Annotated in this window: 15 protein-coding genes; 11 read left to right on the top strand and 4 right to left on the bottom strand. The window is 59.5% G+C overall.

All coding sequences use genetic code 11. From position 1 onward, the window contains the following. Window positions 1-3 precede the first annotated feature (3 nt). Genes PKO02S_RS00295 through PKO02S_RS00285 form a run of 3 tightly spaced genes read left to right on the top strand, consistent with a single transcriptional unit; the run spans window position 4 to window position 3,104 of the window. The gene (locus tag PKO02S_RS00295) at window positions 4-951 is read left to right on the top strand and encodes a GDP-mannose 4,6-dehydratase (protein ID WP_127578818.1); all 948 of its coding nucleotides are present in this window, start codon (window positions 4-6) and stop codon (window positions 949-951) included. A gap of 56 nt (window positions 952-1,007) precedes the next feature. After that, complete coding sequence (locus PKO02S_RS00290) at window positions 1,008-2,429, top strand: glycosyltransferase (protein WP_246066768.1); 1,422 nt, start codon at window positions 1,008-1,010, stop codon at window positions 2,427-2,429. Between the two features lie 15 nt (window positions 2,430-2,444). Next, window positions 2,445-3,104, top strand: a complete 660-nt coding sequence (locus PKO02S_RS00285; RefSeq protein WP_127578815.1) for a serine/threonine protein kinase — start codon at window positions 2,445-2,447, stop codon at window positions 3,102-3,104. A gap of 117 nt (window positions 3,105-3,221) precedes the next feature. On the opposite strand, the gene PKO02S_RS00280 is transcribed toward PKO02S_RS00285, so the two are convergent. Beyond that, window positions 3,222-4,145 (bottom strand): phosphotransferase family protein, encoded by a 924-nt coding sequence (locus PKO02S_RS00280; protein WP_164821216.1) that lies wholly within the window; start codon window positions 4,143-4,145, stop codon window positions 3,222-3,224. Between the two features lie 26 nt (window positions 4,146-4,171). Beyond that, window positions 4,172-4,663 (bottom strand): DUF4214 domain-containing protein, encoded by a 492-nt coding sequence (locus PKO02S_RS00275; RefSeq protein WP_127578808.1) that lies wholly within the window; start codon window positions 4,661-4,663, stop codon window positions 4,172-4,174. Between the two features lie 252 nt (window positions 4,664-4,915). Between PKO02S_RS00275 and galU the strand changes: the two genes are divergently transcribed. Genes galU through PKO02S_RS00260 form a run of 3 tightly spaced genes read left to right on the top strand, consistent with a single transcriptional unit; the run spans window position 4,916 to window position 8,177 of the window. Further along, window positions 4,916-5,803: a UTP--glucose-1-phosphate uridylyltransferase GalU gene (galU, locus tag PKO02S_RS00270; RefSeq protein ID WP_127578802.1), complete on the top strand. Its 888-nt coding sequence runs from the start codon at window positions 4,916-4,918 to the stop codon at window positions 5,801-5,803. Then, the gene (locus PKO02S_RS00265; protein ID WP_127578799.1) at window positions 5,800-6,792 is read left to right on the top strand and encodes an NAD-dependent epimerase/dehydratase family protein; all 993 of its coding nucleotides are present in this window, start codon (window positions 5,800-5,802) and stop codon (window positions 6,790-6,792) included. Before galU ends, PKO02S_RS00265 begins: the two co-directional genes overlap by 4 nt. Further along, window positions 6,789-8,177, top strand: a complete 1,389-nt coding sequence (locus PKO02S_RS00260; RefSeq protein WP_127578796.1) for a UDP-glucose dehydrogenase family protein — start codon at window positions 6,789-6,791, stop codon at window positions 8,175-8,177. Before PKO02S_RS00265 ends, PKO02S_RS00260 begins: the two co-directional genes overlap by 4 nt. A gap of 61 nt (window positions 8,178-8,238) precedes the next feature. Here the strand turns inward: PKO02S_RS00260 and PKO02S_RS00255 are convergent, their stop codons facing one another. Then, window positions 8,239-8,895 carry a PIG-L deacetylase family protein gene (locus tag PKO02S_RS00255; RefSeq protein WP_127578794.1) on the bottom strand — a complete coding sequence of 219 codons (657 nt, stop codon included), beginning with the start codon at window positions 8,893-8,895 and terminating at the stop codon, window positions 8,239-8,241. Window positions 8,896-9,108: 213 nt separating this feature from the next. Between PKO02S_RS00255 and cysC the strand changes: the two genes are divergently transcribed. Then, window positions 9,109-9,717 (top strand): adenylyl-sulfate kinase, encoded by a 609-nt coding sequence (cysC, locus tag PKO02S_RS00250; protein WP_246066767.1) that lies wholly within the window; start codon window positions 9,109-9,111, stop codon window positions 9,715-9,717. A gap of 59 nt (window positions 9,718-9,776) precedes the next feature. Here cysC and PKO02S_RS00245 read toward each other — a convergent pair whose 3' ends face one another. After that, the gene (locus PKO02S_RS00245) at window positions 9,777-10,550 is read right to left on the bottom strand and encodes a sulfotransferase (protein WP_127578788.1); all 774 of its coding nucleotides are present in this window, start codon (window positions 10,548-10,550) and stop codon (window positions 9,777-9,779) included. 165 nt (window positions 10,551-10,715) lie between these two features. Between PKO02S_RS00245 and PKO02S_RS00240 the strand changes: the two genes are divergently transcribed. The 4 genes from PKO02S_RS00240 to PKO02S_RS00225 are packed head-to-tail and all read left to right on the top strand — an operon-like array spanning window position 10,716 to window position 14,604. After that, window positions 10,716-11,651 (top strand): NAD-dependent epimerase/dehydratase family protein, encoded by a 936-nt coding sequence (locus PKO02S_RS00240; protein ID WP_127579115.1) that lies wholly within the window; start codon window positions 10,716-10,718, stop codon window positions 11,649-11,651. Beyond that, entirely contained in the window at window positions 11,639-12,460 is an 822-nt protein-coding gene (locus PKO02S_RS00235; protein ID WP_127578784.1) for a beta-keto acid cleavage family enzyme, read from the top strand. Before PKO02S_RS00240 ends, PKO02S_RS00235 begins: the two co-directional genes overlap by 13 nt. Continuing rightward, entirely contained in the window at window positions 12,461-13,378 is a 918-nt protein-coding gene (locus tag PKO02S_RS00230; RefSeq protein ID WP_127578781.1) for a UDP-3-O-(3-hydroxymyristoyl)glucosamine N-acyltransferase, read from the top strand. Window positions 13,379-13,383: 5 nt separating this feature from the next. Next, window positions 13,384-14,604, top strand: coding sequence for a glycosyltransferase family 2 protein (locus tag PKO02S_RS00225; protein WP_127578779.1), 1,221 nt, complete (start codon window positions 13,384-13,386; stop codon window positions 14,602-14,604). The last annotated feature ends 16 nt before the right edge of the window (window positions 14,605-14,620 follow it).

The raw sequence follows: 14,620 nt of genomic DNA, 5'->3' as shown, positions 1-14,620 counted from the left end.
TCGATGAAGGCTTTAGTGACAGGCATTTCCGGATTTGTCGGGAGCCACATGGCGGAATTTCTGCTGGCACGCAATGTGGAAGTGACCGGTACGATTCGGCATCGGAGCCGCATGGACCATATTCGGCATCTGAAGGATATCCGGCTGATGGAGTGCGAGCTGCGCGATCCGTTCTCCGTCGAGCATTTGCTGACCGAGGTGAAGCCGGATCTGATCTTCCACCTGGCGGCGCAGAGCTTCGTCCCGACGTCATGGAACTCCCCCATGGACACGATAACGAACAACATCGGCGGTCAAGTGAACATTCTCGAGGCGGTGCGGAAGCTCGGTTTGCCGGCGAAAATCCAGTTGGCCTGCTCCAGTGAGCAGTACGGCCATGTCGAACCCGACGAGGTGCCGATCAAGGAGACGAATCCGCTGCGGCCGCTCAGCCCCTATGCCGTAAGCAAGGTGTGCCAGGAATACTTGGGCTATCAATATTTCAAGAGCTACGGACTTCATATCATCCCGACTCGGACGTTCAACCATACCGGCCCGCGTCGCGGGGAAAATTTCGTGACTTCCAACTTCTCCAAGCAAATATCGGATATTGAGAAGGGGAAAAAGGAACCGGTCATCCACGTAGGCAACTTGACGGCCAAACGCGATTTCACCGATGTGCGCGACGTCGTGCGGGCGTATTGGCTGGCGCTGGAGAAAGGCGAAGCAGGCGTCACGTACAACATCGCCTCAGGCACATGCTATACGATCCAGGAGGTGCTCGATCTGCTGTTGTCGTACAGCCATATCCAGATTGAGGTGAAGGAAGATCCGGCGCGTCTGCGGCCGTCCGATGTGGAGATCCTGCTCGGCGACTACCAGCGATTCCATGACCGGACCGGCTGGAAGCCGGAAATTCCGTTCGAGCAGACGATGCAGGATTTGCTGAACTACTGGCGGGCGCAGCCTTAGGCTGCCGTCCGCCTTTCCCGTACGCAAGCCAATATCTCTCGAAAGGGTGGGATTTTATGACGAGCGAAGCTCGGATCAGCTCGGCGACAAGCGTCAAAGGCGTCGGGTTGAAGAGCGGTACGTCCAAAGCGAAGGCGAGGAGGCGGAGGGGCAGCGGAGGTAGAGGCACAGGTCGGTTAAGGGGCAAACGGGTCCGGAAGTTGAGGCTGCGGCGCCGAAGAAGGATGGGTCGCGGGCAGCTGCGACTGCGTCGGAGGCTGCGGGGCAAAGGTCAGCGAGCCCGCCTTCGCGCTCGCCGGCGTAGAAAGGCGCTCCCGGTTGTGGAAGCGGCTCCTCCTCCTCCTCCTCCTCCTCCCGAGCCGGAAGAGCCAGGGTACCGCCGGGGCGTCAACATCGTAGGCTTCGTGCGCGCGGAGATGGGCATCGGGGAGTCGAGTCGGCTCGCGGCCCGATCGCTGGATGCGGCCGGCATTCCGTTCGACATGATGAACTTTCCGATCACGAAGATTCGAATGGAAGATTTGACGTGGGCGCACAAGGAAGTGGAGCATCCCGATTTCAAAGCCAACGTATTCCACATGAATGCGGATACGATGCGGTCGGTCCATCATTATTTTGGCCAGGGGCTGTTCGACGGCCGTCGCAATATCGGCTACTGGCATTGGGAGCTGCCGGACTTCCCGGACGAATTCTGCAACGGCTTCGAGCTTGTGGATGAGGTATGGGTACCGTCGAACTACGTCGTGAACTGCATCGCTCCTAAATCGCCGGTTCCGGTCATTCGTATTCCGCATGGCATCGAGGTCCATTACCCGCCAGGGTTGAACCGCGGCTCCTTCGGATTGCCGGGCGACCGATTCTTGTTCTTCTCGATGTTCGACACCCTCAGCTACCAGCGCCGCAAAAACCCGCAAGGGGCGATCGCCGCGTTCAAAATGGCGTTCGACCCGAACGACGCCTCTGTCGGGCTAGTGGTCAAGCTGAACCATTCCCAAGCCAATCCCGACGATCTGGAGCGACTGCACCAGCAGGTGCAGGGCTTCAGCAACATCTACATCCTCGATCAAATCATGACCCGCGGCGAAGTAAACGCGCTGCTGGCGTGCACGGACAGCTTCGTCTCCTTGCACCGCGCGGAAGGGTTCGGGCTCGGATTGGCGGAAGCGATGTATCTGGGCAAACCGGTCATCGGCACACACTGGTCGGGCAACACCGACTTCATGAACGCGTCCAACTCCTGTCCGATCGGATTTAGCCTCGTTCAGGTCGGTGAAGACTGGGGGCCATACAAGAGTTACCAGACATGGGCGGAGCCCGATCTCGAGCATGCGGCGCATTCGATGAGGGAGGTTCGCTTCAACGAAGCGTTCCGGATGGACATCGCTGCCAGAGGACAGGCGACGATCCGGGGCGAGTTTTCGCCGGCTGCCGTCGGCAACAGAATGAGGATCAGGCTGAAGGAATTGGGAGTGCTGTAGGAGGAGGCGGAGAGTGTGGACGCGTTCAAATCGATAAAGGTCGTCCAGGAAGTGGCGGAGGGCAAAAAGCAGTTGAAAATTTATAACCCCACCTCGCTGCCCATGATCGGGATCGGGGCGCAAGGAGCCGTCTTCCGGCTGTCCGACAAACGCTGCGTGAAGCTGTATGCCGATCCGGCCAATGCGGAGTGGGAGCGGAAGGCGCTTGCGGCCGCCGCGGTCAAAGTGAAGTTCATGCCGCAGCTGTTCGAGGCGGGAACGAATTACGTGGTTATGGAGTTTATTCACGGGCCCACGCTCGAGGTTTATCTGAAGGAGCGCAAGCAGCTCGAAGAGTGGGTCGCGGCACAGCTGCTTGAGATCGTGCGGGGGATGCGGCGAATGAAGTTCAACCGGATCGACACGCGGCTCGCTCACATTCTGGTGCAGACTCAGGGGAACGGGAAACGGCGGCTGAAGGTGATCGACCATATCGGGGCGTTTCGCAGCCGACGGCGGATCCCGCTCATGCTGTTCAAGAGCTTGCACAAAGCCGGGCTGCTGATGCCTTTCTTGCGCTATGTAGTGAAGCACGATCCGAAGCTGTACCGGAAGTGGCTGCGCAAAATCGCGGAAGGCGAAGCGGCGGACATGGAAGATGTACCGGCTCTGCCGCGCTTGGAGCGGCTTCAATAGTAGGAGAAGGGGCTGTCTCGGCGACAGCCCCTTTCGCTTGTGTGTAGAAGTGTAGGGGAAGGCAAAAGCGTGGTTACTTGGTCGGAGGCGGTAGGGTAGTGCGGCCGGGCTTCTCTCCTACCGCTCCGCCTCGCTCCCCCTTGCCATCTTCCGCAGCCACTCCAGCCGCCGCTCGAACTTCGCCTTGTCGCCGCTCTGAATCGAGTTGATGAGCGAGCTGAAGCGGATGATATGCGTGTAGAACTGCTTGCAGCGGCTCAGAAAGGTCGGGTCGTGCGGGCCTGTGTAGAGCTTGTAGACCAGTTCGGCGAAGGGTTCCCCGTAAGTGAGGTACAGATCGTGGTAGTCATAGGACGGATCGCCGATTTTCAGCTGGCCGAAGTCAATGACGCCCGTCATCCGCCCCTGAGCGTTCACAAGAATGTGATCGTTCTTGAAATCCCCGTGGATCAGGCACGGCCGGAACTCGAAATGCTCCTCCGGGTACAAGTACGCATGGAACACTTCCATAATCCAAGTACGCTCCCGTGTATGGAGGCGAGGGAATACGATCTGTTCCACAGCGCGGTAATACCCCGACCAATTGCGCCGCCACTCCGCTCTGCACGCGCGCCGATCCCGGTTCGTACACTGCACCAGCTCGTCGTCCTGGAACTGATGAAGCGCGCTCAGGAAGCCGGCGATGCCTTGCGCGAGCCGAAGCTGCGTCGCGTCGGAGAAGCTCTCCAGCACGGAGCGTTCCAGTGTCTTCCCTCTTAAGATCGGGTACCCCACATAAACCGGCTTTTCCTTCGGCCCTGAGGCGAACTCGAACTGCGGGATGCCAACCGGCAGCACCTCGCCCAGCTTCGGGAGCAGCCGCTGCTCCAGCCGCAGCGACGACAAGTCCTCCGTCCGAGGGAATCGGAATACATATGTTTCGTCCACCACTACCACGACGTTCTGATGCCCGCTGGAGACGACCCGAATCGGCTTCCCGGCCAGCTCCGGATGGTCCTCCGTCAGTCGCCGCAGGCACGCCTGCTCCAAGCTTGCCGTCATCCTCATCGCCCCGCTTTCATCGTGGATCATGTGTAGAACGTTTGCACCAACCGGTTCAGCAGCTCCTTGGCAAAATCGTGCCGGTTCAAATTCATCAGCGCGCCGAATTCCGGCGTACCCAGCATTTCCCCCGCCACATCATGCCTCGAGCGGCCATTCTGGAGATGCTTCATGACCCACTCCTTGCCGGAAGGATCCGGATTGCGAGAGAACAGCTCGCGGTATATTTGCTTGGCAAACGCTTCGGCAGGCAGCGGGGTCAGCAGCTTCATGGCTTCCGCCACCGTCTTCGCTTGGCTGATCGTGCCGGATCCCCGCAGCGAGTAGAGAGAGCCGGCCTCGGGGCTCTGCATGAAAACGGCCAAAATGTGTCGTCGGCCCGTCCCGCTATGCAACGCCTGGAGATGGCTCTGGAAGCCGGACGGATCGGGCTCGCGGTTCAGCAATTCGCGGTAGGCCGCATGCAGGAAGCCGTGGTCGTCCAGTTGAATCGCTTTGTACAGCCGTTGGGCAATCATAGGAATTCCCTCCTTCGACCGTGGTCGAATCGTAAAGATCAGCTATGCAGTATGCATATGTCCGGGCGCAACAATCCGCAACTGTCACTTGCGGAGGTCAATAGTTGGATCGGGACAGGATAGCGGTCCAAACCCCCCGTACGGACGTGCATACGATATAAACAAACTGCATGGCGAGTGCTGCGGGCATTCCGGCTGGCCGATACCGGCACGGAAAGCTTGCCGCCGAGTACAGTTGGGGAGGGCTCGAGATTGAAAACCGTAAGAAAAGCGATCATTCCCGCAGCAGGCTTCGGGACGCGATTTTTGCCCGCCACAAAAGCCATGCCGAAGGAAATGCTGCCCATCGTCGACAAGCCGACCATCCAGTATATCGTCGAGGAAGCGGTCCGTTCCGGAATCGAGGACATCATCATCGTGACGGGCCGCAGCAAGCGGGCGATCGAGGACCATTTCGACAAAAGCGAAGAATTGGAGCTGTTTTTGAAGGAGAGGAACAAGGGCCGTCTGTTGAGCATAGTGGAGGATGTTGCTCAATTGGCGAATATTCATTATGTGCGCCAGAAGGAGCCGCTAGGACTGGGGCATGCGGTTTGGTGCGCGCGCAAATTTATCGGCTCGGAGCCGTTCGCCGTCCTGCTCGGCGATATGCTCGTCGACAGCGACAAGCCTTGCTTGAAGCAGCTGTTGGACGTGTACGCCGAGCGGCAGGCGCCGATCATCGCGGTCGAGACCGTGGCGTGGGAAGAGACGAGCAAATACGGGATCGTCGGCGGAGTGGAGCTGGACGATCGACTGCTGCGCATCGAACGGCTCGTGGAGAAACCGCCGTCCAACCCCCTCTCGAACGCCGCCATTATCGGCCGCTACGTGCTCGAGCCATCCGTCTTCGACCGGCTGGAGACAACCCCCCGGGGGGCGGGGGGCGAGATCCAACTGACGGACGCGCTGCAGCAGCTGGCTTCCTGCGAGACGATGTACGCTTACCGAATTGAAGGCAAGCTGTATGATGTCGGCGACAAGATGGGCTTCCTGAAGGCGACGGTCGAGCTGGCTTGCAAGGACGCTGATCTGCAGGCTCCGTTCCTAGCTTTCTTGAAGTACCGGTTCGGCAGTGGGGAAGGAGGCGGTATGCGTTGACCCGAATCGTCGTCACCGGGGCGGCCGGCTTTATCGGCTCCCATCTCGTCCGGCAGCTTGTGGCCGAAGGCCACCAGGTTACCGGCATCGACAACTTATCGACCGGCATTGCCGAACGACTGGGACAATTACTCCATCTCCCGACGTTTCGGTTCCTGGAAGCAGACGTCACCGATGTCTCGACATGGCAACGGCCGGAGCTGACCGAAGAACCTCCGCCACAAGAAATTTATCATCTCGCCTCCCCGGCCTCTCCGAAATTTTATCAGGAGGAGCCGTTTCGGACGATCGACGCGAATACGATAGGGACGAAGCAGGCGCTCGAGCTGGCGCGTGCGGCGGGTGCGAAGGTCGTCTTCACGTCTACAAGCGAAGTGTACGGCGACCCGGAGGAGCACCCGCAGCGGGAGGACTACCGGGGCAACGTGAACACATGGGGCCCGCGCGCTTGTTACGATGAGTCCAAGCGACTCGGCGAGGTGATCTGCTACGAATACTTGCATCGGTACGGGGTCCGCGTGAAGGTAGCCCGCGTGTTCAACACCTACTCCGCCGGCTTGCGGACCGACGACGGACGCGTCATCTCCAACTTCGTCAGCCAGGCGGTAGCCGGCGAGCCGCTCACTATCTACGGCGACGGCTCCCAGACACGCTCGTTCTGCTATGTGGACGATACGGTGCGGGCGCTCCGGCTGATGATGAGCTCGGATCGCGCGAACGGTCAGATCATCAATATCGGCAGCCCCTATGAGCACACCGTATTGGAGCTGGCGGAGATGGTCGTTCGCCTGACCGGTGCAGCCGGTCCGATCGTCTTCATGCCGCTGCCGGAGGATGATCCGAAGGTAAGGCGGCCAAGCATCGAGAAGGCGAAGCGGCTTCTCGGCTGGGAGCCGCGGATCAGTCTGGAGGAGGGCTTGCGCCGGACGGTTGAAGATTACAGGGAGCGGCTGGGCCAAGCAACAGAGCAGAAGGAGGAACGCCCATGAACGTTGCGGTTATCGGATCGGGTTACGTCGGAAGCGTGACGGGGGCCGCCTTCGCGACCCTGGGGCATCCGACGATCGTAATCGATATCGACCGACACAAGGCGGAGCGGCTGAACGCCGGGGAGAGCCCGATCTACGAGCCCGGGCTGGAGGAGCTGCTCCGCCAGGCGGTGGGCCGAGGACAGCTGTCCGCGACGACCGATTATGCGGCGGTGAGGCAGGCCGACGTCGTCTTCATCGCTGTCGGGACCCCGAGCCGCCCGGACGGCTCGGCGGACCTTACGTACGTACGCGCGGCTGCAGCTTCCATCGGCGCACATCTCGATCCGCGGCGCTTCACGGTCGTCGTCGACAAATCCACCGTCCCCGTAGGTACGAGCGATCTGGTGGGGACGATCATCGAGCAGTCGCTCGGCCGACCGAACCGGGACGAGGCGGTGTTCACGGTCGTGAGCAACCCGGAGTTTCTGCGGGAAGGCTACGCGCTCGAGGACGTGTTCTTCCCCGACCGGATCGTCATTGGCACGGAGCATGAGGAGGCGCGGCGGATCATGCGAAGCTTGTACCGCCGCATGCTGGAGCCGGGCGGCTACGGGGAGCTGCAGGAGCTGTACCCGTTCCGCGCCGTTCGCAAGCGGCAAGAGCCAGTGTGGTTCGAGACCGACGCGAAGAGCGCGGAGCTGATCAAATACGTGTCCAACGCGTTCCTGTCGGTGAAGATCAGCTATGTCAACGAGGTCGCCCGGTTATGCGAGAAGCTGGGGGCGAACGCGCTGGACGTGTCCTATGGCATGGGACTGGATACGCGGATTGGCCCCCAGTTCCTGCAGGTATCGAGCGGCTGGAGCGGCAGCTGCTTCCCGAAGGATACGGCCGAGCTGCTCCATGCCGGGCGCAAGTACGGCATCGATCTGTCGATTGTGAATGCCGCCGTGTTGTCCAATGAGCGGATGCATCAATATTGCGTCGACAAAATCGCCAAACGGCTGAAGACACTGACCGGCAAACGAATCGGGGTGCTGGGACTGACGTTCAAGCCGAACACCGACGACGCCCGGCATACGCAAGCGTCGTTCATTATCGAAAGACTGCTGGAGCTGGGGGCGGAGGTGGCCGTTCACGATCCCAAGGGCATGGAGATGTTCCGGCGGCTGCACGACCACTTATCGGTCCGCTATTGCGGGTCGGCGGAGGAGGTCGCCTCGCAGGCCGATGCTATCGTGCTGCTCACCCATTGGCCGCAATACGGCACGAGCGAGACGGATTGGCGAGGCATGCGGCAGCGTATGCGGACGCCTTACGTGCTCGACACCCGGAATGTGCTGAATGCGCCGTCGATGCGCAGCGCAGGTTGGGACTATGAGGGACTCGGGGTTCATTATTAACGCAATGATAGAGAAAAGCGGCTAGTCAGGCCACTGAAGGGCACTGACTAGCCGCTTTTCTTTATTTCCACACCCGGCGGACAATCTCGAACGCTTCCCCATAGGGGACACCGACGGTCATCCCGCGGACGCGGGCCAAATATTCGACGCCCTCGTAGGAGCGCGGGTGGGGGAAGGGACGCATCTCGACGTCGTAATGCCGCAGCGCCTCCAGCTTGTCTTGCATCGTGTCGGTAATGTCCACGTAGTAGTTCGGCTTGAACGTTTTGTTCTCGGAGGCGGGAGTCCATTCCGTCGAGGACACCGTCTCGAAGCAGATCAGCTCGACCGGTGGTTTGCCGGCGATCGGCCGGGCTGCGGTGGCGACGGCTTGAAACGTAATCTGATGATCGCGGTTCAAGTCACCGTAATGGTGAGTGAAGACGGTGTCGGGCCGATGAAGCTGCATCAATTGCTCGAGCTGTGCGTTCAGCTGGTGCAGCGGCGCGCATTCCAGCTCGAGATTCGGGAGAGCGAGCCAGACGACCTCCTTCACGCCAAGGCTCGCGTTCGCCCGCTCGATGAACGTCCGCATGTGGTGATCTTCTTCCTTGCGGCCTTTGGCTGTCAAGACCGTCACCACTTCATGTCCGTCCTTGATCAGCTTCCTCAAGGTCCCGCCGGGTCCCAGCAGCTCATCGTCCGGATGGGACGCGACGACCATGATAGTTCGCTTCATTTGTACCAGTCACCTCTTGCTTATTTATTGTTGATGTATACATATATGAGCCGCAGCCGGATCTGGAAAGGGACAAACGCGGGAGCCGGACAAATATGTCAGCTCGGGGCATTCGCGGTGACGTGTGGCGAAGCTCGGCCATACACTGAGTGAGACAAGCGCATAATGCCGAAATGGCAGGCCGGTCGACCATTTGCAGGAGGTGCAGGATCGTTGACCCAGGACCCGATCGTATGGCATCCGTCAACTATCACGAGACAAGACCGCAACCGGCTGAACGGGCACCGCAGCGGCATTCTGTGGCTGACGGGGCTCTCCGGAGCGGGTAAGTCCACGCTCGCGTACGAGCTGGAGAAGCAGCTGCACGGCCGGGGCTGCCGCACGTACGTGCTGGACGGAGACAACGTCCGGCATGGGTTGAACCGGAACCTCGGGTTCAGTCCGGAGGATCGTTCGGAGAACATCCGCCGGGTAGCCGAAGTCGCCAAGCTGTTCGTTGACGCCGGCTTCATCGCAATCGTCGCCCTTATCTCGCCGGTGCGTCTCGACCGCCAAGCTGCACGTGCGTTGTTCCAGGAGGGAGAATTTCTGGAGGTATACGTAAAATGTCCGATCGAGGAATGCGAACGTCGCGACCCGAAGGGACTCTACAAAAAAGCGAGGGCAGGCGAGCTCAAAGGCTTCACCGGCATCGACGCACCCTACGAGCCGCCGCTTAAGCCGGAGATCGTCGTCGAGTCGAGCCGCCATTCGCCCGCCGATGGGGCCGCCCAACTGATCGAGCTGCTGGGCCGCCAATATTTTCTCATTCCGCCCCACTAACAGCGCACACAGAAAAGAGATGAACCGGTCGAACCGGCGCGTCTCTTTTTGGTGCATCATCAGGACCCTTTTCTCGAGTATCCTAGCGTCTCCATAGCTTCCCGGCACGTCCGGGCGATGATCGCCAAGTCTTTGCTGTCGACGCCTTGCTCGTTTTTCTCGCTGCCTTCGATTTTCTCGCTCAGCACCATGTACATTTCTTTCCACGACAGCCGCCCGAGTTGGGCGATTTTCGCGCATGCGGCCTGGTCCTTGGCGACGATGTCCTCGTAGCGGATCAGATGGCTCAGCCGGTCTTGCTTGACGTACTTCAAGTAGGAGGAGGCGTGCTCGTTCCAGCTGTCTGCAAAATCTTGGGCCGATTTGTAATCTTTCCACTTCCGCGGGTAGCTTCGCCAGCAGTCGAAGGGATGACGGACTAGCAGCACGAAGTTCGCCTTAGCGTAGCATTTGCGCAGCAGCGTCAGCTCTTCGGCGCCGTAGCGCACCTCTTTGAACCCGACGAGGTCATGCCCTTCGCGGTTTTGTTCGTAGAGCGTGTGCATGAATTGCTGAACCGAACGAATGACCGCCTTCTCCACATAATTCGGAGCGGGGATCAAGGTCGGCATCCACATATTGGGACTCTCCCCCTGCTTGAAATACTGCTCCCGCATATGCTCGCTCTGTCGGCTGACGGTCATGAGCTCGGCGTAGATCCGGCCGAATTCTTTCATGCAGCCGCGATGCTCACCCCAGATGAGCGTTTTTTTCCTGGCGTTGAACATGCGCTGCAGCAAGGTGGAGCCCGATCGCAGAGCGACCGCCGAGATGATCAAGTGAATATCGTCCAATCCGATTCCTCCTTGCAGATGATCTTCTTTATTCTACGCGCGAGGACGAGGATGCAACTGATACAAGCACCTATTTTCCAAGCCATGGAACGTTCCGGGAAAATCGCACAAGCGGCTCGTATGAAAAATACATAAACATGGTATACGGAAAGGTTGTGATTGAAAGTGAGAGCTCTCATTACGGGCGGGGCGGGCTTCATCGGCTCCCACATTGTGGAGAGGCTGGTTCAAGCAGGGGTGGAGCTGCTGGTGGTCGACAATTTGTCCAGCGGTCATGCGTTGTTTGTCCCGACCGGTGTCAAGCTCGTACAGCAGTCGGTGACCAGTCCTGACCTGGAAGCGGTCTTCGCAACCTTCCGACCGGATTATGTGTTTCATCTGGCCGCCCAGATCGATGTGGCGAAGTCGATGCAGCACCCGATCGAGGACGCGGAGTCGAACATTGTGGGAACCGTCAACGTCTTGCAATGCTGTCACAAGCTCGGCGTGCGCAAGCTCATTTTCTCGTCCTCCTGCGCCGTCTATGGCGATACGGGGGACACCCTCATCCCGGAAACATGCGGGACGAGACCGCTCTCCTTCTACGGGCTGTCCAAATACGTGTCGGAACGATACATCCTCCTCTACCATCATCTCTACAAGCTCCCCTACACCATACTTCGATACGCCAACGTATATGGTCCGCGCCAGGCGGTCAAGGGAGAAGGCGGCGTCATTTCGATTTTTTTGCGTCATTTGCTGCACGGGGAACCTCTGCGCATCTACGGGGACGGCAGCCAGACCCGCGACTTCATTTATGCGAAGGATGTGGCCGCGGCGAACTTGCTATGTCTGGATAAAGGGGACAATCGAATTCTCAACATCGGGAGCAGCCGAGCGACTCCGATCCATCAGCTCGCAGCGATCGTTAGAGCTTTTCAGCCGGAGTCGAGTCCCTTGACATATGGGCCCGAGCGTCCGGGAGAAATTCAATATAGCGTGCTGGATCATACGGAAGCGATGCATGCGCTGGGGTGGACGCCGCAATTTTCGCTGGAGGAAGGATTGAAGGAAACGCTAGATTTCTACAAGGGAGAGGAGCGTGGAGTATGGAAAAGCTGATCATTACGGCGGCTGTGACGGGCGGAGTGACTACCGTGCAGCAAAACCCGAATTTGCCGATCTCGCCGGAGCAAATCGCCCAGTCGGTGTACGACTGCTGGAATGCGGGTGCTTCCATCGCCCATATTCACGCCCGCGAGGAAGACGGCACTCCTAGTCAGAAGGTGGAGCTGTATGCGGAGATTGCGGATCTCGTCCGGGCCCGGTGCGACATTATCGTGAACTTCACGACGACCGGCTGGGGCCAAGCGGGGGATGAGGAATCGCGTCTGGGACCGCTCGCATGCAAGCCGGAGATCGGGACCTTCACGCCTGGCTCGATGAACCGCAAGGACAGCTTGATGATCAATAGCCCTTCTTTCGTGAGAAAGCTGGGAAGACGCATGCTGGAGCACGGCGTCAAACCCGAGATCGAAATATTCGATTTCGGCATGATCGATCAGGCGCTGAAGCTGGCGAAGGAAGGGCTGCTGACCGGACGGCTGCTGTTCCAATTCGTCCTGGGCGTTGAAGGCGGCATACCCGCCACGACCAAAAATTTGCAGCATCTGTCCGAGAGCATCCCGGCGGGAAGCGCTTGGTCCGTCGCGGCGGTCGGCCGCGGGCAATTGCCGATGAACCTGATGGGTATCGTAATGGGCGGCCACATCCGCACCGGGTTCGAAGACAACGTTTATTACAAATACCGCGAGCTCGCCAAGAGCAACGCCCAACTGGTCGAGCGGCTAGTGCGTTATGCGGAGGAGCTGGGACGTCCGGTTGCGAAGCCGAGCGAAGCGAGGGCGATTCTGGGACTGGGAGGGATGTAAATGCACGGTTCGTTCAAAATCAAGGAATTGCTGGATTATTATGAGTCGATCGGCTGTCTGGTGGAACGGATTGAGCTGACGCCTGAGCAGGCGAAGCGGGAGATCACCGGGTTCTCGTCCCTCTACGAGTCGAGACCCGGCACGCTGACGTGGATGAAGGGCAGCCGGTTCGACGGGGCGCCTATTCGATCGGCGGCGCTCGTCTGCCCGGCCGGCGCCGAGGCGGACCATGCGGACGACTCGCTGATTCGCATCCCGGTGCATAATCCGAGGAACGCCTTCGCCTTGGCGATGCGCCGATTTTATCCGTTCCGTCCGCTGGTCGGGATTGCGCCGACGGCCCGAATCGGACACAACTGCAGCATCGGCGAATCCGTCTACATCGGCGAATATGCCGTCGTCGGCGACGATGTGACGATCGGCGGCCACACCCAGATTCACAGCCATGTCTCCATTCACGATCAAGTGGCGATCGGCTCGCAATGCATCGTGCATAGCGGGACGGTGATCGGGGCCGACGGATTCGGCTACGAGCTCGACGAGGAAGGGAAGGCGTTCAAATTTCCCCATATCGGCGGGGTGCAGATCGGTGACGGCGTCGAGATCGGCAGCAATTGCTGCATCGCGCGAGGGGTGCTGGCGAATACCGTGATTGGCGATCATACGAAAATCGGAAACTTGACGCATGTCTCCCACAATGTCGAAATCGGGGAGCATGTCATGATTACGCATCAGACTCACTTGAGCGGCAGCACGCGGATTGGAGAACGGAGCTGGATCGCTCCCGGCGCGGTACTGAGAGAAGGGATCGAGGTCGGAGCGCATGCATTCGTCGGGTTGGGGGCGGTAGTCATCCGGGATGTCAACCCGCATGAGGTAGTAGCCGGCGTGCCGGCCAAGCCGCTCAAGAAGGAGTGAGTCCATTGGGCATCCAGGTCAGCATCATCATGCCTTCTTACAATCGCTATCCTTTGAATTTGTTGAGTCTGCAGGTTCTGGAGCGGCAAGACTGCGGCTTGTCGAATTTCGAGGTCATTCTGATCGACGACGCCTCCACGGACGGGACGCCATTGCTCAGGGGCTACAGAGCGCCGTACACGTTCCGCTATATGCGCAATCATATCAAGCTGGGCTGTTCCGTGACACGCAATATTGGCTTGAGGGTCGCGCGAGGTTCGATCCTTATTTTTATGGATGCGGAAGTGCTGGTGAAGCCGGATTTCATCCGGCAGCATGTCCGGTGGCATCATTCCGCCACCTCTTGGCTTGTGACAAGCCGATATACGCACCGGTTGTTCTCGCATCTGTTCGGCCAGTACAACACCTACCAGAAGAGCTTGCTGACCGCGATGCTGGAGGAGCGCCCTTCCGTGCAGAGCAAGCTGCTCTCCGCCCTGGGCGTGCCGGACTTGTCGGCGGAGCTGCTGCCGGCGTGCCTGGCGAAGCTGAAGCAGCCGCTGCTCATGCTGGATCGGGCGCAGCTCGACCAGGAGCCGGAGCTGCTGCAATGGTCGGCGCCGAGGCAGCAGGACTCCGCCATCGTGCAGGCGTTCCATGACCGGTTCCGCATGCCATGGCTGGCTGCTACAACGATGAACCATTCGATTCGCCGGGATGTCGCCCTCTCGATCGGCGGCTTCGACGAGAGCTTCGTCAATCCGGGGCTGGAGGATTACGAATACGGCTACCGGTTGAACCAACGGGGAGTTCAGTTCGTATTCGACCCGGCGATCGCCGTGTTTCATCAGGAGCATCCGATCCTGAAGGAGCGGCGCTCGGGCGGTACGAGCAACCTGATCTTGTTCCAGCGCAAACACGCCGGACTCGATGTAGCGCTTATGTCGCTGCCGCGGGTACAGGTGTATGACTTTGCTTACATGGATCGTGTGTTGGCCGAGAAGGAGCGGCTTGACAAGGATGGCCGCGGGCGATTCCGCCGATTCTGGAAAGCTCAGCTCCGCATGCTGAAGCGGATTCCAATTCTGATGCATCACAATCGGCCGATCAAGGATCTGCTGAGCAACTGCGGCTATAACGAGAAAGGCGCCGCTTACCTCGAGCTGCTGAAATGGGAGCGAGACGAGCTGGAGAGGCTGGGTTTCGTTCATAGCGCGCGTTTGTACGATATTTTGACCGACTTGTAATCATCCTGCAAGGGAG

Origin of the sequence: Paenibacillus koleovorans NBRC 103111, from assembly GCF_004000845.1 — a bacterium.
Taxonomy (GTDB): domain Bacteria; phylum Bacillota; class Bacilli; order Paenibacillales; family NBRC-103111; genus Paenibacillus_AA; species Paenibacillus_AA koleovorans.
This window is presented reverse-complemented; position numbering and strand designations above follow the sequence as displayed.

Coding starts and splice junctions, on each gene's coding strand:
- PKO02S_RS00295 (WP_127578818.1), top strand. CDS start 4: ATGAAGGCTTTAGTGACAGGCATTTCCGGATTTGTCGGGAGCCACATG.
- PKO02S_RS00290 (WP_246066768.1), top strand. CDS start 1,008: ATGACGAGCGAAGCTCGGATCAGCTCGGCGACAAGCGTCAAAGGCGTC.
- PKO02S_RS00280 (WP_164821216.1), bottom strand. CDS start 4,145: ATGACGGCAAGCTTGGAGCAGGCGTGCCTGCGGCGACTGACGGAGGAC.
- PKO02S_RS00275 (WP_127578808.1), bottom strand. CDS start 4,663: ATGATTGCCCAACGGCTGTACAAAGCGATTCAACTGGACGACCACGGC.
- PKO02S_RS00260 (WP_127578796.1), top strand. CDS start 6,789: ATGAACGTTGCGGTTATCGGATCGGGTTACGTCGGAAGCGTGACGGGG.
- PKO02S_RS00255 (WP_127578794.1), bottom strand. CDS start 8,895: ATGAAGCGAACTATCATGGTCGTCGCGTCCCATCCGGACGATGAGCTG.
- PKO02S_RS00235 (WP_127578784.1), top strand. CDS start 11,639: ATGGAAAAGCTGATCATTACGGCGGCTGTGACGGGCGGAGTGACTACC.
- PKO02S_RS00230 (WP_127578781.1), top strand. CDS start 12,461: ATGCACGGTTCGTTCAAAATCAAGGAATTGCTGGATTATTATGAGTCG.